This is a genomic window from Limnohabitans sp. YIMB22184, assembly GCF_048020265.1.
Lineage (GTDB): Bacteria > Pseudomonadota > Gammaproteobacteria > Burkholderiales > Burkholderiaceae_C > Limnohabitans_A.
In genome coordinates, this window is the sequence record NZ_CP171843.1 from 1482401 (window position 1) to 1502073 (window position 19673).

At 61.0% G+C, this 19673-nt stretch carries 15 protein-coding genes and 1 tRNA gene; 7 read left to right on the top strand and 9 right to left on the bottom strand.

The genetic code is table 11. The features are described 5' to 3' along the window. Positions 1–40 precede the first annotated feature (40 nt). A complete protein-coding gene (locus ACHEXL_RS07000; RefSeq protein ID WP_108426434.1) occupies positions 41–2314 on the bottom strand; it encodes an arginine/lysine/ornithine decarboxylase in 2274 nt (757 codons plus the stop codon). A 198-nt stretch (positions 2315–2512) separates the two neighbouring features. Between ACHEXL_RS07000 and ACHEXL_RS07005 the strand changes: the two genes are divergently transcribed. Beyond that, positions 2513–2603: transfer RNA gene (locus ACHEXL_RS07005), tRNA-Ser, on the top strand. 107 nt (positions 2604–2710) lie between these two features. Here the strand turns inward: ACHEXL_RS07005 and ACHEXL_RS07010 are convergent. From ACHEXL_RS07010 to ACHEXL_RS07025, 4 genes are all read right to left on the bottom strand, one after another. Beyond that, positions 2711–3877, bottom strand: coding sequence for a branched-chain amino acid ABC transporter substrate-binding protein (locus ACHEXL_RS07010; protein ID WP_108426450.1), 1167 nt, complete (start codon positions 3875–3877; stop codon positions 2711–2713). Between the two features lie 100 nt (positions 3878–3977). Then, positions 3978–4262, bottom strand: a complete 285-nt coding sequence (locus tag ACHEXL_RS07015; protein WP_416561245.1) for a hypothetical protein — start codon at positions 4260–4262, stop codon at positions 3978–3980. Beyond that, positions 4259–4693, bottom strand: a complete 435-nt coding sequence (locus ACHEXL_RS07020) for a DNA polymerase III subunit chi (RefSeq protein ID WP_416561246.1) — start codon at positions 4691–4693, stop codon at positions 4259–4261. Before ACHEXL_RS07020 ends, ACHEXL_RS07015 begins: the two co-directional genes overlap by 4 nt. Before the next feature lie 10 nt (positions 4694–4703). Next, positions 4704–6191, bottom strand: a complete 1488-nt coding sequence (locus ACHEXL_RS07025) for a leucyl aminopeptidase (protein WP_416561247.1) — start codon at positions 6189–6191, stop codon at positions 4704–4706. A 23-nt stretch (positions 6192–6214) separates the two neighbouring features. On the opposite strand from ACHEXL_RS07025, the gene lptF reads away from it, so the two are divergent. The 5 genes from lptF to ACHEXL_RS07050 are packed head-to-tail and all read left to right on the top strand — an operon-like array spanning position 6215 to position 10990. Then, a complete protein-coding gene (gene lptF, locus ACHEXL_RS07030; RefSeq protein ID WP_416561248.1) occupies positions 6215–7324 on the top strand; it encodes an LPS export ABC transporter permease LptF in 1110 nt (369 codons plus the stop codon). Continuing rightward, positions 7321–8427 (top strand): LPS export ABC transporter permease LptG, encoded by a 1107-nt coding sequence (gene lptG, locus ACHEXL_RS07035; RefSeq protein WP_416561249.1) that lies wholly within the window; start codon positions 7321–7323, stop codon positions 8425–8427. Before lptF ends, lptG begins: the two co-directional genes overlap by 4 nt. Next, positions 8424–8816, top strand: coding sequence for a sirohydrochlorin chelatase (locus tag ACHEXL_RS07040; protein ID WP_416561250.1), 393 nt, complete (start codon positions 8424–8426; stop codon positions 8814–8816). Before lptG ends, ACHEXL_RS07040 begins: the two co-directional genes overlap by 4 nt. A 43-nt stretch (positions 8817–8859) precedes the next feature. After that, positions 8860–9801 carry a CysB family HTH-type transcriptional regulator gene (locus ACHEXL_RS07045; protein ID WP_416561251.1) on the top strand — a complete coding sequence of 314 codons (942 nt, stop codon included), beginning with the start codon at positions 8860–8862 and terminating at the stop codon, positions 9799–9801. Positions 9802–9820: 19 nt separating this feature from the next. Further along, on the top strand, positions 9821–10990 hold the full coding sequence (locus ACHEXL_RS07050) for a pyridoxal phosphate-dependent aminotransferase (protein ID WP_416561252.1): 1170 nt from the start codon (positions 9821–9823) through the stop codon (positions 10988–10990). Between the two features lie 60 nt (positions 10991–11050). Here ACHEXL_RS07050 and def read toward each other — a convergent pair whose 3' ends face one another. The 4 genes from def to smc are packed head-to-tail and all read right to left on the bottom strand — an operon-like array spanning position 11051 to position 18318. After that, positions 11051–11590, bottom strand: coding sequence for a peptide deformylase (gene def / locus ACHEXL_RS07055; RefSeq protein WP_416561253.1), 540 nt, complete (start codon positions 11588–11590; stop codon positions 11051–11053). Further along, positions 11587–13716 carry an NAD-dependent DNA ligase LigA gene (ligA, locus tag ACHEXL_RS07060; protein WP_416561254.1) on the bottom strand — a complete coding sequence of 710 codons (2130 nt, stop codon included), beginning with the start codon at positions 13714–13716 and terminating at the stop codon, positions 11587–11589. Before ligA ends, def begins: the two co-directional genes overlap by 4 nt. Positions 13717–13733: 17 nt before the next feature. Then, positions 13734–14771: a cell division protein FtsZ gene (locus tag ACHEXL_RS07065; protein WP_416561255.1), complete on the bottom strand. Its 1038-nt coding sequence runs from the start codon at positions 14769–14771 to the stop codon at positions 13734–13736. Positions 14772–14790: 19 nt separating this feature from the next. Beyond that, positions 14791–18318, bottom strand: coding sequence for a chromosome segregation protein SMC (smc, locus tag ACHEXL_RS07070; protein ID WP_416561256.1), 3528 nt, complete (start codon positions 18316–18318; stop codon positions 14791–14793). 140 nt (positions 18319–18458) lie between these two features. Between smc and dapC the strand changes: the two genes are divergently transcribed. Next, positions 18459–19673 carry a succinyldiaminopimelate transaminase gene (gene dapC, locus ACHEXL_RS07075; protein ID WP_416561257.1) on the top strand — a complete coding sequence of 405 codons (1215 nt, stop codon included), beginning with the start codon at positions 18459–18461 and terminating at the stop codon, positions 19671–19673.

The following is a 19673-nucleotide window of genomic DNA, read 5'->3' on the forward strand; positions in this document are numbered from 1 at the left end:
TAGAACCGAAATACCAGGTAACACGCACTCAGCCAAACTTTCAAGCCTTCACGCAATCCGCAAAGTACCGCTTCTTGCCGTCGTCGTCCTTGATCTCCACCAGACCATGGATGTCGGTTTCGAAGCCGGGGCACTTCTCGTTGAACTCGCGGGCGAACTTGAGGTAATCCACGATCTTCTTGTTGAAAACTTCGCCAGGAATCAAGAGCGGGATGCCCGGTGGGTAAGGCGTGACCAGGCCCACGGTAATGCGGCCTTCCAGGTGGTCAATCTCCACCCGCTCGGTCTTGCGCTGGGCAATATGGGCGTAAGCGTCTGAAGGGCGCATGGCCGGAGCCAGGTCGGACAAATACATGTCGGTTGTGAGGCGGGCGATGTCGTACTTGGCGTACATCTCATGCACATGCTGGCACAGGTCGCGCAAGCCCATGCGCTCGTAGCGCGGGTGCTTCTGGCAGAACTCCGGCATGATTTTCCACATCGGCTGGTTCTTGGCGTACTCGTCCTTGAACTGCTGCAAGGCTGTCAACAACGTGTTCCAGCGGCCCTTGGTGATGCCGATGGTGAACATGATGAAGAAGCTGTAGAGGCCTGTTTTCTCCACCACCACGCCGTGCTCGGTGAGGAACTTGCTGACGATGGACGCCGGAATACCGGTCTTGTCAAACTTGCCATCCAGGTTCAGGCCAGGCGTCACGATGGTCGACTTGATCGGGTCGAGCATGTTGAAGCCATCGGCCAACTGCTGGCCAAAGCCGTGCCACTTGCTGGCTTTTTTGCGTGGGTCGTTGCGCAAAATCCAGTCGTCTGCGCGTCCGATGCCTTCGTCGGCAAACTTTTCTGGGCCCCAGACCTTGAACCACCAGTCCTTGCCATAGTCTTCGTCCACCTTGCGCATGGCGCGGCGGAAATCGAGCGCTTCGGCAATGCTCTCTTCCACCAGCGCGGTGCCGCCGGGCGGCTCCATCATGGCGGCGGCCACGTCGCAGCTTGCGATGATGCTGTACTGCGGGCTGGTGGAGGTGTGCATCAGGTACGCCTCGTTGAACAAGGGGCGGTCCAGCTTGGTGTTTTGCGCGTCCTGTACCAGCACATGGCTGGCCTGGCTGATACCGGCCAGCAGCTTGTGGATGGACTGCGTGGCGTAGACCATCGACTCTTTCGGGCGAGCGCGTTTTTTGCCCATGGCGTGATACGGGCCATAAAACGGGTGGAAGGCCGCATGCGGCAGCCAGGCCTCGTCAAAGTGCAGGTTGTCCACATAACCATCGAGCATGGTCTTGATGGTTTCGGTGTTGTAGAGCACGCCGTCGTAGGTGGACTGGGTGAGCGTCATCACGCGAGGCTTGACCTTTTTCGGGTCCACGCCTTTGAGCAAGGGGTTGGCCTTGATCTTGGCCATGATGGCCGCAGGCTCGAACTCGCTTTTGGGGATGGGGCCGATGATGCCGAAATGGTTCCGCGTGGGCTTCATGAACACGGGCACCGCACCGGTCATGATGATGGCGTGCAGGATGGACTTGTGGCAGTTGCGGTCGACCACCACCACATCGCCCGGAGCCACGGTGTGGTGCCAGACGATCTTGTTGGAGGTGCTTGTGCCGTTGGTCACGAAGAAGCAATGGTCGGCATTGAAAATGCGAGCGGCATTTCGCTCGCTCTCACCAATGGCGCCGTTGTGGTCGAGCAACTGGCCCAGCTCTTCCACCGCGTTGCACACGTCGGCACGCAGCATGTTCTCGCCGTAAAACTGGTGGTACATCTGGCCCACAGGGCTTTTGAGAAAAGCCACGCCACCCGAGTGACCCGGGCAGTGCCAAGAGTAAGAGCCGTCTTCGGCATAGTCGAGCAGCGCCTTAAAGAATGGCGGCTGCACGCCTTCCAGGTAACTTTTGGCCTCGCGGATGATGTGACGCGCCACAAACTCGGGCGTGTCTTCAAACATGTGGATGAAGCCGTGCAACTCGCGCAGGATGTCGTTGGGCAAATGGCGCGATGTTTTGGTCTCGCCATAGATGTAAATCGGTACATCGGCATTCTTGCGGCGCACTTCATCGATGAAGGCACGCAAGTTGATAACGGCCGGGTCCAGATCGGGCCCGGGTGAAAACTCTTCATCGTCGATCGACAAAATGAAGGCGCTGGCACGGCTTTGCTGCTGGGCAAATTGCGACAGATCACCGTAACTGGTCACGCCCAGAACTTCAAAGCCCTCAGCCACGATGGCGTCAGCCAAAGCACGGATACCCAGGCCCGATGTATTTTCGGAACGGTAGTCTTCGTCAATGATGACGATGGGGAAACGAAATTTCATGGGCTGGTCGGGCTGTGCGCCAAGGATGGGTCAAAGGGAATCTAAACAGTGGCGAAGTTTAAGGACAAAAAGCCTTCGCAGAACGATGCAGATCACAAATTGGCAAAAAACCCGCTGGGCGGCGGCCTGCACAGGCAGCACAAGAATTGCTGCGGGTGTCCGAAAACCCGTTTTTCCACTGCTACAATCTCGGTCTTCGGAGCGGTGGATGAGTGGTTTAAGTCGCACGCCTGGAAAGCGTGTGTGGGTTAATAGCCCACCGCGGGTTCGAATCCCGCCTGCTCCGCCAAAACAAAAAAGCCTGCACAGTGTGCAGGCTTTTTTTCGTCTGTGCATCTCAAGCGCAGCGCCAAGCTGGACTTGAAAAAGGCCCCCCCGGTCCGGAGGGCCAGCAGATCAGCGAACCACAGCGATCTGTGAACGCTCGCCACCTTTGTAGGTGTACAAGGTCAAGGCGCCGTTCTTGATGTCGCCTTTTTCGTCAAACGCGATGTTGCCTGTCACGCCTTTGTAGTTGATGGCCTTCAGAGCTGGCAAGTACTTGGCTGGATCGGCAGAACCGGCTGTCACCATGGCCGTGGCCATGACTTTCACAGCGTCATACACATAAGGTGCGTAAACCTGCACATCGGCGTTGTACTTGGCTTTGAAGTCTGCACGGAACTTATCCATGCCGGCTTTTTGCTCGCCTTCGACACCACCGGCTTCAGCGCAGAACACCGACTCGTCTTTCATGGCGTCGCCAGCCAACTTGGCCAGCTCGGAAGTGCAGATGCCGTCACCGCCCAAGAACTTGGCGTTGATGCCCAAGGATTTCATCTGGCGCAGCATCGGGCCGGCCACAGCGTCCATACCGCCAAAGAAGACGACGTCAGGTTTCTTGGCCTTCAGTGTCGTCAGGATGGCGTTGAAGTCAGAAGCTTTGTCGGTGGTGAACTCGTGGCCGACGATGGTGCCGCCAGCAGCGGTAGCGCCCTTCTTGAATTCCTCGGCCACGCCCTGACCGTAAGCGGTACGGTCATCGATGACGGCGATGTTTTTGCCTTTGAGGGTTTCCACAGCATATTTGCCGAGGGTGCCGCCCAGGTGCACGTCGTCAGCCACCACGCGGAACGCGCCAGCGTAACCTTGACGGGTGTACTTGGGGTTGGTGGCCGAGGGTGAAATCTGGGGAATGCCAGCGCTGTTATAGATCTGCGAGGCTGGAATGGTGGTGCCGGAGTTCAGGTGACCGATCACGCCATTGACTTTGGCGTCCACCAGCTTTTGGGCAGCGGCAGTACCTTGCTTTGGATCAGCGGCGTCGTCTTCGGCCAGCAACTCGAACTTGACAGGCTTGTCGCCGATTTTCAGGCCAGCCGCATTCAGCTCTTCAATGGCCATCCGGCCACCATTTTCGTTGTCTTTACCCAAGTGGGCGATGGCACCGCTGACGGGACCCACGTGACCAATTTTGATCACTTGCACGTCAGAAGCGGCTTCTTTTTTGCCGCAAGCTGCCAAAACCACTGCGGCAACTGCCACAGACACAACGGTCAAAGTACGCGTACCAGAAAATTTCATGGAAACTCCGAAGAATAAATTGCTTCAATCAAGCAAGCCGCAAAGATACTGCAAAACCGCTCCTTTGGGGCTTAGGGAAAACCAAAATTCTCGCAAAACGTCAGGGTATATCTGTCAAGAAGACGCCGTCGCCGTTGCGGTGGCGCATGCGCCAAGTCTGTTGCAAGCTGCTGCGCACCAGATCGGCCATCAAACGCTCCATTTCAGGGCGCAAAGCGTGGAGCAACTCGTCCGACAAAGACATGAAAGCCGCTTTTTCTTGGGCACGGGCGTCTAGAGCGGCACGCAAGGCCACAGTGATGTCGGATTCGGGCACCACGGCAGTCAAAACCGGCACGACAGAGTCGGGTGGCACCGGTCCGAAAGCAGAGGACGAAAGACTCATGAAGCAGTCACCTTGGACAAATCGTGCTGCACCAAGGCGTAGCCTTGCGCGGCGTAATGCCGCCAGCGTTGCCTGGCCGTCATGCGGCCATGGTCATCGGTCGCCACAATCTCGATCAGGCGATTGAACGACTCAAAGCCGGCGGGTACATCGTCACCGAGATTCACCAACACATCCAGGCCGCACAGCTGCAAAGGGTCTGGGTGCAAGCGGATCGGGGATGCAGTCTGAATTTCCTGGGCATCGGCCACGGTGCTGTGCGGCAGAAAGTCAACCTCCGAAAAGGCCCACAAGGCGGCGTCGAGCTGGCGCAAGCTGGCCTCGGAACCAACCACACCCACCCGCAAAGAACGACCATGGGCCTTGCGCAGCAGCCGACAAGCGTATTGCAGCCGCTCCGTGGTGTTGAAGTGGAACTCGATTTGGGTCATTGCCCACCCGTCAGCGACGGCGGCTGGACGCGGCCTTGGCTGCGGCTGGACCCGCCTGCGCCAACAAATAGGCCAACAGCAAACCCACAGGCCTGCCGGTCGCACCCTTGGCAGCACCGCTGCGCCAGGCTGTACCGGCGATGTCCAAGTGCGCCCAAGGGTAACGCGACGCGAAGCGCTGTAAAAACTTGGCCGCGGTGACCGAACCCGCCTGACGGCCAGCCACGTTGGCCACATCGGCGTAGCGTGACTTCAGGCCTTCAGCATAGTCTTCGTCCAGCGGCATGCGCCAGCAGGCATCACCGGAGGCCTCGCCTGCCAACTGCAAGGCTTGCGCCAAAGCATCGTCGCTGGAGAACAGCCCGGACCGGACCCCGCCTAATGCAATAACGCAGGCACCCGTCAGGGTGGCAATGTCGATGACCGCCCGGGGCTTGAAGCGCTCGGCATAGGTCAAGGCATCGCACAGCACCAGCCGCCCTTCGGCATCGGTGTTCAGAATTTCAATGGTCTGCCCGCTCATGCTGGTGACCACATCGCCCGGTTTAACCGCCTGGCCATCGGGCATGTTCTCAGTGGCCGGAATCAAGCCGACCACGTTGATGGCAGGCTTGAGCTCACCCAAAGCCTTGAAAACGCCCAGGACACTGGCCGCACCGCACATGTCGTACTTCATCTCGTCCATTTCGGCAGCGGGCTTGATGGAGATGCCCCCGGTGTCAAACGTGATGCCTTTGCCCACCAGCACCACCGGAGCCTGGGCCGCTGGCGCACCGTTGTAGCGCATCACAATGAAACGCAAGGGCTCTGAAGCCCCGCGCGCCACCGCCAAAAAGGCCCCCATGCCAAGTTTAGTCACCTCTTTGGGGCCCATCACCTCGCATTTGAAGGCCGCACCTTTGGCAATCGCCTTGGCCGCATCGGCAAGCAAGCTTGGCGTGGCATGGTTGGCCGGCCGATTGGCCCACTCTTTGGCCACCTCGATGCCGGCCACCAAGGCCTGCGCGTGGGCCATGGCACCGCGCAACTCGGCGTTGACCGTCTCGGCACTGAACACCACCTGCTTGAGCGTTCTGGGTTTGGGTTTGCTCAGGGTGCTGGTATAGCTGTAGCTGGCATCGGCCAGCGTGGAAGCGGCCACCTGCAGGGTTTTGCCTGAGAGCTCGGCTGCGGCGTGCAGCCCAACGCGCTTGATTTTGCCGGACTTGAGTGCGGCCCAGGCCGCGTTCACGGCGCTGCGAACGTGGGCGGCACTGCCTTCGCCAGCACACGCAACCACCACATGGCGAGCTTCAATGCCGGGGTGCGCATACAAAGACAACACAGCACCCGGCTTGTACTCGAAATCGCCATGTGCAGCAGCCGCTCGCACAAGAGATGAAATGGCATCTTTGTCGGTCACCCCTGCGCCATCCTGCGAAGGCCACAAGACAATCAGGGCATCCAGATCGTCACCAATCACACTGGCCAGGGCACGCTTTTGGATTTCGAAGTTCATAATTCAGTTTTTCCTTCGCACCGATGTTATTCCATTCTTCCCTACGCAAAGACCTCGCCCGTAATTTCGGGGCCACGTTGGTGGTTTTGGTCACCATCGTGATCACCATCATCCTGATCCGAACCCTGGGCCAAGCCAGTCGGGGCAGCGTCAACCCGTCCGAGGTCTTGCTGGTCATGGGTTTCAGTGTGCTGAGCCAGCTCACCACCATCATCACCCTGAGCCTGTTCATCGCGGTGGTGGCCACCCTCTCGCGCATGTACAGCGACAGCGAAATGGTGATCTGGTTTTCAAGTGGTCAGGGGCTCTTGCAGTTTGTGCGTCCGCTGTTCCGCTTTGCATGGCCTGTGTTGCTTGTAGTGACTTTGTTGGCCTTGTTCGCCTGGCCCTGGAGCAACCAACAAATCCAGGACCTCAAGCAACGCTTCGAAAAGCGCAACGACATCGAGCGGGTTGCACCCGGTCAATTCCAGGAGTCGTCCGGCGGACAGCGCGTGTTCTTCATTGACAAGGACACCCCTGACAACCGTTTCGGCCGCCATGTCTTCATCTCCAGCGTGGATGGGGCCAAAGAAAGCGTGACCACGGCACAACAAGGGCGCATCGAGCTGGCGGGCAATGACCGCTTCTTGATTCTTGACAAAGGCCAACAGTGGCTGACGGACCGGGAGACGGGCGAGACAAGATTGACCCAATTCGAACATTACGAACTGCTGATCGACGACGAGGTCAATTTGCCCTCTTCGGACATGAACAGCCGCTACACCGCCACATGGGACTTGTTGCAAAAACCCCATCGCGAAAATTGGGCCGAACTGTCGTGGCGTCTGGGTCTGGGCCTGGCAGGCATCAATTTGCTGCTGATCGCCCTGGCTGTTTCTGCCGTCAATCCCAGAGCTGGACGCAGTTATCACCTGGGGCTGGCCCTGTTCGTCTTCATCGCTTACTACAATATGCTGAATGTGGGCCAAAGCTGGATCGGCACGGGACGCTTTGACTTCTTGCCCTTCATGGTGGTGCTGCATGGCGGCGTCTTTTTGATGGCCATGCTGTGGCTCTCGATTCGGCACTGGAACTGGTCCTGGCGCAACTTGTGGCCTGCACGGGCACCCCAATCCAAAGGTGCGGCATGAAAACCGTTCGCAGCTTGCTGCACGGCGAAATCATCCGGGCCGTCACCTTTGTGCTGCTTGGCTTTTTGGCGCTGTTCCTGTTTTTTGACTTGGTCGACGAGCTACAGAACCTGGGGCGTCTGGCCAGCCAAGGCTACCAACTGCACCATGCCTTGCTGTATGTGGCCCTGAAAACCCCGTCTCATATTTATGAACTGCTGCCCATCTCGGTGCTGATCGGCTGTATTTTTGTGATGGCCCGGTTGGCGCAAAGCTCGGAGTTCACCATATTGCGCACCGGTGGCCTGGGGCCCCTGAAAGCCCTGAACACCTTGCTGCAGCTGGGTTTGGTCTTTGTGGCCATGACTTTGCTCATCGGCGATTACGCCGCGCCTTGGGCCGATCGTCAGGGTGTGCTGATCAAGGCCCGGTTTCAGGGCAACCTGACAGTAGGTCAGACCGGTGCCTGGCTGAAGGAGCGACAGGCCCAGCGACACTTTGCGGTGAACGTGCGCAGTTTCGACGGCATCCGCCGCATGCAAAACGTGCGGATTCACGAATTCAACGAAGCGGGGCAGCTGCTGGCCATCACCAGCGCACCACAGGCTGAGATTGGGGACGGCCTTTGGCAATTGCAACAGGCTGAAGAAAAGTCCATCCAGCCCCCGAGTGCAGGCCAAGCCTTGCAATACCGCTCTGTCCAGCATGCCAGCCTGGCTTGGCCGACCGGCATCAGCGCCGACATGGTGGCTGCTGCCGTGCTCAGCCCCGACCGCATGAGGACGTGGGAGCTGTTCAATTACATACGCCACTTGTCCAGCAACAACCAGAATGCGCAGCGCTACGAAATCGAGTTCTGGCGCAAGGTGTTCTACCCCTTGAGCTGCCTTGTCATGCTGGTCATGGCGCTGCCCTTCGCCTATCTGCATTTTCGCTCGGGCCAGATTGCCGGGCATGTGTTTGGTGGCGTGCTGGCGGGCATCAGTTTTTCATTGCTCAACAACCTCTTCAGCTTTGCGGGCAACTTGCAAAACTGGCAACCCTGGCTGACGGCTGCGGCACCAGCCTTGATTTACAGCGCGATTTCCCTGCTTGGCTTTTGGTGGATGGTACTGAGACGATGACAACTGACTTGAACCCCCAAACGGGTGTGATTTTGTTTGCCCATGGCTCGCGCGACCCGCTGTGGCGTTTGCCCATCGATGCCGTGGCGAAAGACATGACCCAGCGCTGGCCGGGCATCACGGTGTCCTGCGCTTTTTTGGAGCTGACCGCACCCGATTTGGCCACCACCGTCGAGGCCTTGATGATGCAGGGCAAAAACCATTTGCGCATCGTGCCGATGTTCCTGGGTGTGGGCCGCCATGCGCGGGAGGACTTGCCGCAATTGGTGGCCGAGCTGAGCGAGGCCTACCCGCAAGTGCGGTTTGAATTGCTCCCTGCCATCGGCGAGCACCCGGCCATGACCCGACTCATGGCCGACATTGCCGCCGACCCAGCCAGCACGCCATAGACCCTTAAAGCATAATGATGCAAGTCAATATGACAATTACCGTATGAACCTGCACCAATTTCGCTTTGTCCAAGAAGCGGCGCGCCGCAACCTCAACCTGACGGAAACGGCCAAAGCCCTGCACACCTCCCAGCCGGGTGTGTCCAAAGCCATCATCGAACTGGAAGAAGAGCTGGGCATCGAAATCTTTGCCCGCCATGGCAAGCGGCTCAAACGGATCACCGAACCTGGCCAGCATGTACTGGAAAGCATCGAAGTGATCCTGCGCGAAGTCGGCAACCTGCGCAAAATCGGTGACCAATACAGCGCCCAGGACAGTGGCACGCTCTCCATCGCGACCACCCACACCCAAGCGCGTTATGTGCTGCCGCTGCCCGTGGCCAAGTTGCGCGAAAAATACCCCAAGGTCAACATCAGCCTGCACCAAGGCGCACCCGACCAGGTAGCCCAGATGCTGCTGCAGGATGTGGCCGAAATCGGCATCGCCACCGAATCCCTGTCAGCCTACGAAGAGCTGGTGACCCTGCCCTGCTATGAATGGCAGCACGTTCTGGTGCTGCCGCTGGACCACCCCTTGGCCAGCAAAGCGAATTTGTCCCTGGAGGACATTGCCAACGAGCCCATCATCACCTACCACCCCTCCTTCACAGGACGTGGACGGATTGATCAGGCGTTTGCTGCCCGAAAACTCCACCCCCGCATCGCGCTCGAGGCCATTGACTCGGACGTCATCAAGACCTATGTGCGTCTGGGTTTGGGCATTGGCATCGTGGCCGAAATGGCCGTCAAGGACGACCCGGTCAAAGACCTGGCGGTTCGCCCGCTCGGTCAGTTGCTGGGTATCAATGTGGCCCGAGTCGCTTTCAAGCGGGGCGCTTACCTGCGCCACTTTGTGTACCACTTTGCCGAATTGCTGAGCGATCGCCTGACAGCCCCTCTGATTACCAAGGCCATGAACGGCCATGTCAACGATTACGAACTTTGAGCCCTGAACTTTGAACGCCATGAACGCACGCATCCCCAACCTCGTCTCCAAAGCGCCCCACATGGGCACCACCATTTTCACCGTCATGTCGGCCTTGGCCACTGAAAAAAATGCGGTCAACCTGGGCCAGGGCTTTCCGGACTTCCCCTGCGACCCGCGCCTGCTTGACTTGGTGAACGACGCCATGCGCGAGGGTCTGAACCAATACCCCCCAATGACCGGTGTGGCTCCCCTGCGTGAAGTGGTGTCGCGCAAGATCGAGGCTCTCTACGGCCGCCATTACGACCCGGTCAGTGAGATCACCGTCACCGCCGGTGCCACCCAGGCCATCCTCACCATCGTTCTGGCCATCGTTCACCCCGGTGACGAGGTCATCGTGCTGGAGCCTTGCTACGACAGCTATGTGCCCAACATCGAACTGGCGGGCGGCGTGGTGGTGCGTGTGCCCCTCACCCCCGGCACCTTCCGCCCCGACTTTGACAAAATCCGCGCCGCCATCAGCCCCAAGACACGCGCCATCCTGATCAACTCACCGCACAACCCCAGCGGTATGGTCTGGTCGAAGCAAGACATGCTGACGCTGCAAGAGATCCTGGCCCCCACCGACATCGTGCTCATCAGCGACGAGGTGTACGAGCACATGGTCTACGCGCCCAACCAGCACTGGAGCGCAGCACATTTCGATGGCCTGGCCGCACGCGCGTTCATCGTGTCCAGCTTTGGCAAAACCTTCCATGTCACCGGCTGGAAAATCGGCACCGTGGCGGCGCCTGCGGCCTACACCGCAGAATTTCGCAAGGTGCACCAGTTCAACGTGTTCACCGTGAACACGCCGATGCAGCATGCCCTCGCCCGTTTCATGGCCGACCCTGCACCCTATCTGGAACTGCCCGCGTTTTACCAACGCAAGCGCGACCTGTTCCGCCAAGGGCTGGCACAAACCCAGTTCAAGCTCTTGCCCGGCGAAGGCACTTACTTTCAGTGCGTGGACATTTCCGGACTGAAAGTACCCGAGAAAAATCTGAGTGAAGCCGACTTCTGCAAATGGCTGACCACCGACATTGGCGTGGCCGCCATCCCGCTCTCAGCCTTTTATGGCCAAGGCTTTGACCAGAAAGTCATTCGGTTCTGCTTTGCCAAAAAGGATGAAACGCTGCTGGCCGCGCTGGAAAAACTCAAGGGGCTTTGACACCCCTGCACCGGTCGCGGGCCCCGGCTCGCGATCCCCAGGCCAGTGACACGCGGCGACTCAGTCGCCTTCCGCCGCGCTGATGCCCGGAAACAGTACCTCGGTGAAACCAAAGCGGGTGAAGTCGCGCACCCGCATCGGGTAAAGCTTGCCGACCAGGTGGTCGCATTCGTGTTGGACCACGCGGGCATGAAAACCGTCCACCGTGCGGTCGATCGGCTGGCCTTTTTCATCGAACCCGGTGTAACGGATGCGTGACCAGCGTGGCACCACGCCGCGCAAACCAGGCACCGACAAACAGCCCTCCCAATCCTCCTCTTCATCTGCCCCCAAGGGCGTGATGACGGGATTGATGAGCACGGTTTTGGGCACCACAGGCCGGTCGGGGTAACGAGGATTGACTGCATCGCTGCCAAAAATCACCAATTGCAGGTTCACCCCAATCTGGGGCGCAGCCAAACCAGCGCCGTGGACAGCCGCCATGGTTTCGCGCATGTCGGCAATCAAGGCATGCAACTCGGGGGTGTCAAACGCCTGCACAGGTTCTGCCATGCGCAAGAGGCGGGCGTCGCCCATTTTGAGGATGTCACGCACGGTCATGGTTTTTCTCCGGCAAGCAGCAGCGCCAGCCCGTCATCGTCGAGCACCGGCACGCCCAGGGCCTGCGCCTTGTCGAGCTTGCTGCCCGCCTCGGCACCGGCCACCACGTAGTGGGTTTTCTTGCTGACCGAGCCGGCCACTTTGGCGCCCAGGGCTTCGAGTTTTTCTTTGGCTTCGTCGCGGCCCATGCTTTGCAAGGTGCCGGTGAGCACCACGGTGACGCCCGCGAGCGGCATTTCGGTCGGGGCCAGGGCGTCGCCCTCTGGCCAGGTGATGCCCGCATCGCGCAGGGCCTGCACCACTTCGCGGTTGTGCGGCTGGGCAAAGAAGGTGTGGATGCTGTGGGCCACCACCGGGCCGACATCGGCCACTTGCAGCAGCGCGTCTTCGCTGGCGGCCATGATGGCGTCGAGCTGGCCGAAGTGCCGGGCCAGTTCCTTGGCCGTGGCCTCGCCCACATGGCGGATGCCCAGGCTGAACAAAAAGCGGCCCAGGGTGGTGTTTTTGGATTTTTCCAGGGCCTCGAGCAGATTGACCGCCGATTTTTCGGCCATGCGGTCCATGTTGGCGAGCGTGTCCAGCTTCAGGTGGTACAGGTCAGCCAGGGTTTTGACATGCCCGGCATCGACCAGCTGGTCCACCAGTTTGTCGCCCAGGCCGTCCACGTCCATGGCGCGGCGGTGGGCAAAGTGCCAGATGGCTTGCTTGCGCTGGGCGCTGCAAAACAGCCCGCCCGTGCAGCGGTGGTCGGCTTCGCCCTCTTCCCGCTCGGCCAAGCTCCCACACACGGGGCAGTGCGTCATCATGGTGAACTGGGGCGCATCGGCCGGGCGGCGGTCCAGCACCACCGACACCACCTCGGGGATCACGTCGCCCGCACGGCGCACGATCACGGTGTCACCCACCCGCACATCCTTGCGGCGGGCTTCGAGTTCGTTGTGCAGCGTGGCATTGGTGACGGTGACGCCACCCACAAACACCGGGGCCAGTTTGGCCACGGGCGTGAGTTTGCCGGTGCGCCCTACCTGCACGTCGATGGCCAGCACGGTAGTCATTTCTTCTTGCGCGGGGTATTTGTGGGCCACGGCCCAGCGCGGCTCGCGGGTCACAAAGCCCAGCCGGGCCTGCAGGGCGAGGTCGTTGACCTTGTAGACCACGCCGTCGATGTCGTAGGGCAAGGCGTCGCGCTCGGCCGCGATGCGCTGGTGAAAGGCCACGAGGCCTGCCGCGCCCTGCACGCAAGCGGTTTGCTCGGCCACCGGAAAGCCCCAGGCCTTGAGCTGCATCAGCATGTCGTAGTGCGTGGCCCAAACCGGGCCGCCTTCGGCTGCGGGCGTGATGTCGCCCAGGCCATAGGCAAAAAAGCTCAAGGGCCGCTCGGCGGCGATGCCCGAGTCGAGCTGGCGCACGGCACCAGCAGCGGCATTGCGCGGGTTGACGAAGGTTTTTTCGCCCTTGGTGCCTGCGGCGATGCGTTGGCGTTGGCGCTCATTCAGAGCCTCAAAGTCGTCGCGGCGCATGTAGACCTCGCCGCGCACTTCCAGAACGGCAGGCGCACCGGGCGGCAAGCGCAGCGGAATCTGGCCGATGGTGCGGATGTTGGCGGTGACCTCTTCGCCGGTTTCGCCATCGCCCCGGGTAGCGGCTTGCACCAGCACACCGTTTTCATAACGCAGGCTCATGGCCAAGCCGTCAAATTTCAACTCGCCCACATAGCTCACAGCCGGGTCGGCATCGCTCAAGCCCAGCTCTTTGCGGATGCGGGTGTCAAAAGCCTCAGCCCCGCTGGCTTCGGTATCGGTTTCGGTGCGGATGCTGAGCATGGGCACGCGGTGCGTGACCTGGGCAAAAGCGTCCAGCACCGCGCCGCCGACCCGCTGGGTGGGCGAATCGGGCGTCAGCAGTTCGGGGTGGGCCGACTCCAGCGCCTGCAGTTCGCGAAACAGCCGGTCGTATTCGGCGTCGGGTATTTCGGGCGCGTCGAGCGTGTAATAGGCGTGCGCGTGGTGGTGCAAAAGCGCCCGCAGTTTTTCAGCCTTGTCGGCGGGCGATGGCTCTGGGGCACTGCTGGGGCGCGAGGCGGCCTCGGCTGAAGGCAGGTCGCCAAACAAGTCCGGTTGGGACATGGTGTGCCGCGAACGGATCAGGAAAACAAACGACGCGCCTGAGGCGTGCCCGCCGACAACTCGCGCTCCGCCAGCGCGTCGTAGAGCTGCTGCAAATCTGTTGCAATTTGATCGAGCACGTCATCGCCCAAAATCTGACCATTGCCATCGGTCACCACGCCGTCCATGTGCTCTGCGAGCAAACGGGCCGCCTCGCGCAAGCGCTCGAAGGGATGGTCTTCACGGGCAATTTGCGGTACATCCAGGCTGAGTGAAAACTCGCGAATCGCAGACAAAGCCGGGTCTTCGGCCATGGCAGCTTGGGTGTCAAACGTCAGCGACAAAACAGGCGGTAAGCCCGCCACAGCGGCAGGCAGCACCATGCGACCCGGAATCACCCCGGCCACAAAACCCAGTCGCGCCGCATGCTGCTGGATGTAGCCGGGACTCCAGGCCGAAGCGCGAGCACAGACCGTGAAACTCAGCTGGGCATCGTGTGCGCTGGCAAATTGGTCAAGTTCACGCGCACGCGCCACTTCTTCGAGCATGTCACTGAAACTGGCGCTGCCGCCCACAGCATCGGCAAAAGCCTGGGTTTTGACCACAAACTCTGAAAACTCGATGTTGTTGAGTGCCCCTACTCGGTTGGCCAGCTGAACACCCGCCTGAAAGGCCGTGTAGCGACGGCCAGCCGTCAAAACCTCCCACTCGCCACTGAGTTCGCTGCAACCCTCGACATGAAAAGGCTTGGTGCCGACACGGCGGGTCACGGGCAAAGCCGCCAAAGCGGCGTCCCCGGAGACAGGGTGGTCCACATCGATGGTGGCGATCACATCGATCAAGGCGTCCAGCTGAGGCTTGCGCTCGGGCTGGGGCAGACTGGCAAAGTCGTCGGTGAGGACGGGCTCGCGGAGCTCGGAAGACTCAGGCAAGGCATCTGGCGTGACCAACTCGGGCTCTGTCTGGGGCTCAGCCTGGCGCGGTGCATTTTTGCGTGAGGTCCAATAGTTGTAGACCACCACGGCGCCCACAGTGAGGGCCCCGATGGCGGCTAGACTCAACTGCAATGAACTCATCGATTCCAACATAACTTCCTCAGGCCACGTCGGCCATTGACACTGCGGACTCCATGTCCACAGCCACGATGCGTGACACGCCTTGCTCCTGCATGGTCACTCCAATCAACTGCTCGGCCATTTCCATGGCGATCTTGTTGTGGCTGATGAACAGGAACTGGGTCTCTTTACCCATGCCCGCCACCAGCTTGGCGTAGCGCTCGGTGTTGGCGTCGTCCAGCGGCGCGTCCACCTCGTCGAGCAAGCAAAACGGTGCAGGGTTGAGCTGAAAAATCGCAAACACCAGCGCGATCGCCGTGAGGGCCTTCTCGCCACCCGACAGCAAATGGATAGTCTGGTTTTTCTTGCCGGGCGGCTGCGCCAGCACCTGCACGCCCGCGTCCAGAATTTCGTCGCCGGTCATCACCAAACGCGCATTGCCGCCGCCAAACAGCTCCGGGAACATACGGCTGAAATGCTCGTTGACGATCTTGAAGGTGCCGCCCAGCAATTCGCGGGTCTCGGCGTCGATCTTGCGGATCGCGTCTTCCAGCGTGTTCATGGCATCGGTCAGGTCGGCGCACTGGGAGTCCAGGAACACCTTGCGCTCGCGCGAGGTGGTCAGCTCTTCCAGCGCGGCCAGGTTGACCGGGCCCAAGGCCGTGATCTCGCGGTGGATGCGGTCGATCTCGCCTTGCAGGCCCGTCACGCGCACCTGGCCCGCCTCAATCGAAGCGGCAACGGCCTCCAGATCGGCTTGGGCATCGGCCAGCAGCTGGGTGTATTGCTCCAGACCCAGGCGGGCGGCTTGTTCCTTGAGCTGTAAATCGGTGATGCGCTGGCGCAAGGGGTCGAGTTCACGCTCGAAGCTCACGCGGCGTTCGTCGCTGGCACGCAGTTTAGCCGTCAGGTCGTCGTAGGCGCTGCGGCAAGCGCCCAGGGCTTGCTCGCGCTCGAGCTTGACGGCCAGCACATTTTGCAGACCGGCTTGGGCGGCGGCATCGGTCAGGCGGCTGAGTTCGTCGCGGGCGCGCTGCATTTCGGCGTCGATGCTACTCATCTGCTGCTGTGCGGTCTCGATGGTGCGCTGCAGCTCGGCGCGGCGGGCGTCCAGGCTGCGTTGTGAGAACTGGGCTTCTTGCGCCCGGCGCTCCAGGCTGCGCTGTTGTTCGCGGCATTCGGCCAGCTTGCGCTCGGCTTCGATCACCCGTTCGTCCAGCTGGGCGTGGCGCTCTTGGGTGTCGGCCAGCTGCATGTCGAGCTCTTCAAAACGGGCCTCGGCGGTGACGCGGCGCTCTTGCAGCTCGTCCAGCAAGGCCTCGACTTCAGCCAGGTCGTTGTTGATCTGCTCGCTGCGGGCACGGGTTTGCGCCACCAGCTGAGACAGGCGCAAGGTCTCAACCTGCAACTCGTGCGTGCGCGACTGGCTTTCGCTGGCTTCGCGGCGCACGGTGATCAAGCGCTGCGAGGCGTCGGCATAGGCCGCTTCGGCCCGCACCAAAGCGCTGCGGCTTTCTTCCGAAATCAGGGTTTGGGCACGCAGCTGCTTTTCCAGGTTCTCGATCTCCTGGGCACGGCCCAGCAAACCGGCTTGCTCGGAGTCTTGGGCGTAAAACACCACGCTGTTGAGATCCACCGCATGGCCGGCCTGCACAAAGAGGGTTTCGCCCGCTTGCAGCTGGCTGCGCCAGGCCAGCGCGTCTTCGATGTTGGGGGCGGTGTAACAGCCTTGCAGCCAGTCGGTCAACAGGGCCGACAAGCCGGCATCGTGAACGCGCAGCAACTCGGCCAGAGACTTGCAGCCCAAGGGCATGCCGCTGCGCGGCGCGGCTTTGGCGGCCAAAGGCGGGCTGAAAAAGCTGAGTTTGGCGGGCGGCGCATCGTTGGCGAACGAGCGCACCATGTCCAGGCGCGAGACTTCCAGGGCCGACAGGCGCTCGCGCAGCGCGGATTCGAGGGCGTTTTCCCAACCCGGCTCGATGTGGATTCGGCTCCAGAGTCCTTCGAGTCCCTCCATGCCGTGCTTGGCTAGCCAGGGTTTGAGCTTGCCGTCGGTGCGCACTTTCTCTTGCAGGGCCTTGAGCGCCTCGATGCGGGCGCTCAGATCGGCCAGCTTGGCCGATTCCTGGTTCACGGCGCTTTGGCGCGTGCGGCGGTCTTCGTCGAGTGCGGGCACCTGCTCTTGCAGATCCTGCAGTCGGGCTTCGGCCTCGGCCGACAGAGCCTCGGCTTCGGTCAGTTGTTCTTGCAAGTGACTCAGCCGGGTCTCGTCGGGCGCAGCCAAGGCGTTGCGGTCGGTCAGCAAGCGTTCGCGGCGCTGCTCCAGCTGGCGCGATTGTTCTTCCACGTTGCGCTGCTCGGCCGCCAGCACGCCAATTTGCTGCTGCACCTGCACCACGGTGGCGCGTTGGGCGGTGGCGTCGTTTTGGGCTTTGCGCAGGGCTTCTTCCAGATCGGGCAGCGCCATGGCCTGGTCTTCGACCTGGGCGGCCAAGGTCATGCTCTGGTCTTCGGCCATGGCCGCTTGCTCAGCCAGGGTTTCCAGCTCGGCCTGGGCGTCCTGGCTGCGGGTGCCCCATTGGGCGGTTTGTTCCACCAGCTGCTGCAGGCGCTGCTCGGCACGTTGGCGGCCTTCCACCACAAAGCGGATTTCGGCCTCCAGCCGCCCCACTTCGGCGCTGGCTTCGTACAGCTTGCCTTGCGCCTGGTTGACCTGGTCACCTGCGGCGTAATGCGCCTGGCGAATGGTTTCCAGATCGGCCTCGACGTGACGCAGATCGGCCATGCGCGATTCGAGCGCGTTCACGGCCTGGTCCACGTCCGACTTCATGCGGCCTTGGTCGGCCTCGGCATCACGGCGCTTCAAAAACCACAGCTGGTGCTGCTTGAGCGTGCTATCGGCCTGCAGCTGGTTGTAGCGAGTGGCGACTTCGGCCTGCTTTTCCAGCTTTTCCAAATTCGCATTCAGCTCGCGCAGGATGTCGTCGACCCGGGTCAGGTTCTCACGGGTATCGGACAAACGGTTTTCGGTCTCGCGGCGGCGTTCCTTGTATTTGGAGACACCTGCAGCCTCTTCGAGGAACAAACGCAGCTCTTCGGGGCGCGACTCGATGATGCGGCTAATCGTCCCTTGGCCGATGATGGCGTAGGCGCGGGGCCCGAGACCCGTGCCCAAAAACACGTCCTGCACGTCGCGGCGGCGCACGGGTTGGTTGTTGATGTAGTAGCTGCTGTTGCCGTCGCGGGTGAGCACACGCTTGACGGCGATTTCGGCAAATTGGCCCCATTGACCGCCCGCACGGTGGTCTTCGTTGCTGAACACCAGCTCCACGCTGGCGCGGCTGGCCGGTTTGCGGGTGGTGGTGCCATTGAAGATGACGTCCTGCATGGATTCGCCACGCAACTCCGACGCTTTGGACTCGCCCAATACCCAACGTACCGCATCCATGATGTTGGATTTACCGCAACCGTTGGGCCCGACCACGCCCACCAGTTGCCCGGGCAGCAGGAAGTTGGTCGGTTCGGCAAACGATTTGAAGCCTGAAAGCTTGATGGAATTGAGGCGCACGGCGGTATCAGATCGGGTAAAAGGGCCAGCCCAAACGGCCAACACAGTGCAAAACGGCAATGTTACCCGACAGGCATGGTGAAAAACGCGCTGACAAGCCCAAGGACCAACAGGTACCCTCCATCCCGGATAATCATGGGATGAATCCCCTCCTCGCCAAACTTCAACCCTATCCTTTTGAACGGCTCAAGAAGCTGTTCGCCAGCGTCACCCCCAGCCCGGCTCTGCGCCACATCAGCTTAGGCATCGGCGAGCCCAAACACGCCACGCCCGCTTTCATTCAGGAAGCGCTCAAGGCCTCTGTCGCCACTGGCCTATCGGCCTACCCGGCCACAGCGGGCGAGCCCAGCCTGCGCAAAGCCTGCGCAGGCTGGCTGCAAAGCCGTTACCGCCTGACCCTGGACCCGGCCACGCAGATCCTGCCCGTGAACGGTTCGCGCGAAGCCCTGTTTGCCCTGACGCAAACCGTGATCGACCCGACCCGGCCTGGCGCCACAGTGGTCAGCCCCAACCCGTTTTATCAAATCTACGAAGGCGCGGCCTTGCTGTCGGGGGCTGAGCCGTATTACGTGCCCAGCGACCCGGCGCGCAACTTTGCCAACGATTGGGACAGCGTGCCCGCCGACGTTTGGGCCCGCACGCAGCTTTTGTTCGTTTGCTCGCCGGGCAACCCCACCGGGGCGGTGATGCCCCTGTCTGAGTGGGAAAAGCTGTTTGCCCTGTCGGACCAACACGGTTTCGTGATCGCGTCCGACGAGTGCTACAGCGAGATTTATTTCCGAGAAGAAGCGCCCTTGGGCGGACTGGAAGCTGCGCATCAGCTCGGCCGCACCGACTTCAAACGCCTGATCGCCTTCACGAGTCTCAGTAAACGCAGCAATGTGCCCGGCCTGCGCAGCGGCTTTGTGGCCGGAGATGCGGCCATCATCAAGCAGTTTTTACTCTACCGCACCTACCATGGCAGCGCCATGAGCCCTGTGGTGCAAGCGGCCAGTGTGGCCGCCTGGGGCGACGAAGTCCATGTGGTGGACAACCGCAACCAGTACCGCACCAAGTTTGCCCAGGTCACGCCCGTGCTGGCCGAAGTGCTGGATGTGAAACTGCCCGACGCCAGCTTTTACCTCTGGGCGGGCGTGCCTGCGGGCTGGCAAGGCGACGACGCCGGGTTTGCCCAAGCTCTCTACCAAGCAGAACACGTGACCGTACTGCCCGGCAGCTATTTGGCGCGTGACTTCAATGGCAGCAACCCCGGCCAGGGCCGCATCCGCATGGCGCTGGTGGCCGAAACCGCCGAGTGCCTGGAAGCGGCCGAGCGCATCGCCCGCTTTGTGCGTTCGCACCCCCACAAGGCCTGA

Coding starts and splice junctions, on each gene's coding strand:
- lptF (WP_416561248.1), top strand. CDS start 6,215: ATGTTATTCCATTCTTCCCTACGCAAAGACCTCGCCCGTAATTTCGGG.
- ACHEXL_RS07015 (WP_416561245.1), bottom strand. CDS start 4,262: ATGAGTCTTTCGTCCTCTGCTTTCGGACCGGTGCCACCCGACTCTGTC.
- ACHEXL_RS07010 (WP_108426450.1), bottom strand. CDS start 3,877: ATGAAATTTTCTGGTACGCGTACTTTGACCGTTGTGTCTGTGGCAGTT.
- ACHEXL_RS07065 (WP_416561255.1), bottom strand. CDS start 14,771: ATGAGTTCATTGCAGTTGAGTCTAGCCGCCATCGGGGCCCTCACTGTG.
- ACHEXL_RS07000 (WP_108426434.1), bottom strand. CDS start 2,314: ATGAAATTTCGTTTCCCCATCGTCATCATTGACGAAGACTACCGTTCC.
- dapC (WP_416561257.1), top strand. CDS start 18,459: ATGAATCCCCTCCTCGCCAAACTTCAACCCTATCCTTTTGAACGGCTC.
- lptG (WP_416561249.1), top strand. CDS start 7,321: ATGAAAACCGTTCGCAGCTTGCTGCACGGCGAAATCATCCGGGCCGTC.
- ACHEXL_RS07020 (WP_416561246.1), bottom strand. CDS start 4,693: ATGACCCAAATCGAGTTCCACTTCAACACCACGGAGCGGCTGCAATAC.
- ACHEXL_RS07050 (WP_416561252.1), top strand. CDS start 9,821: ATGAACGCACGCATCCCCAACCTCGTCTCCAAAGCGCCCCACATGGGC.
- ACHEXL_RS07025 (WP_416561247.1), bottom strand. CDS start 6,191: ATGAACTTCGAAATCCAAAAGCGTGCCCTGGCCAGTGTGATTGGTGAC.
- def (WP_416561253.1), bottom strand. CDS start 11,590: ATGACCGTGCGTGACATCCTCAAAATGGGCGACGCCCGCCTCTTGCGC.
- ACHEXL_RS07040 (WP_416561250.1), top strand. CDS start 8,424: ATGACAACTGACTTGAACCCCCAAACGGGTGTGATTTTGTTTGCCCAT.
- ACHEXL_RS07045 (WP_416561251.1), top strand. CDS start 8,860: ATGAACCTGCACCAATTTCGCTTTGTCCAAGAAGCGGCGCGCCGCAAC.
- ligA (WP_416561254.1), bottom strand. CDS start 13,716: ATGTCCCAACCGGACTTGTTTGGCGACCTGCCTTCAGCCGAGGCCGCC.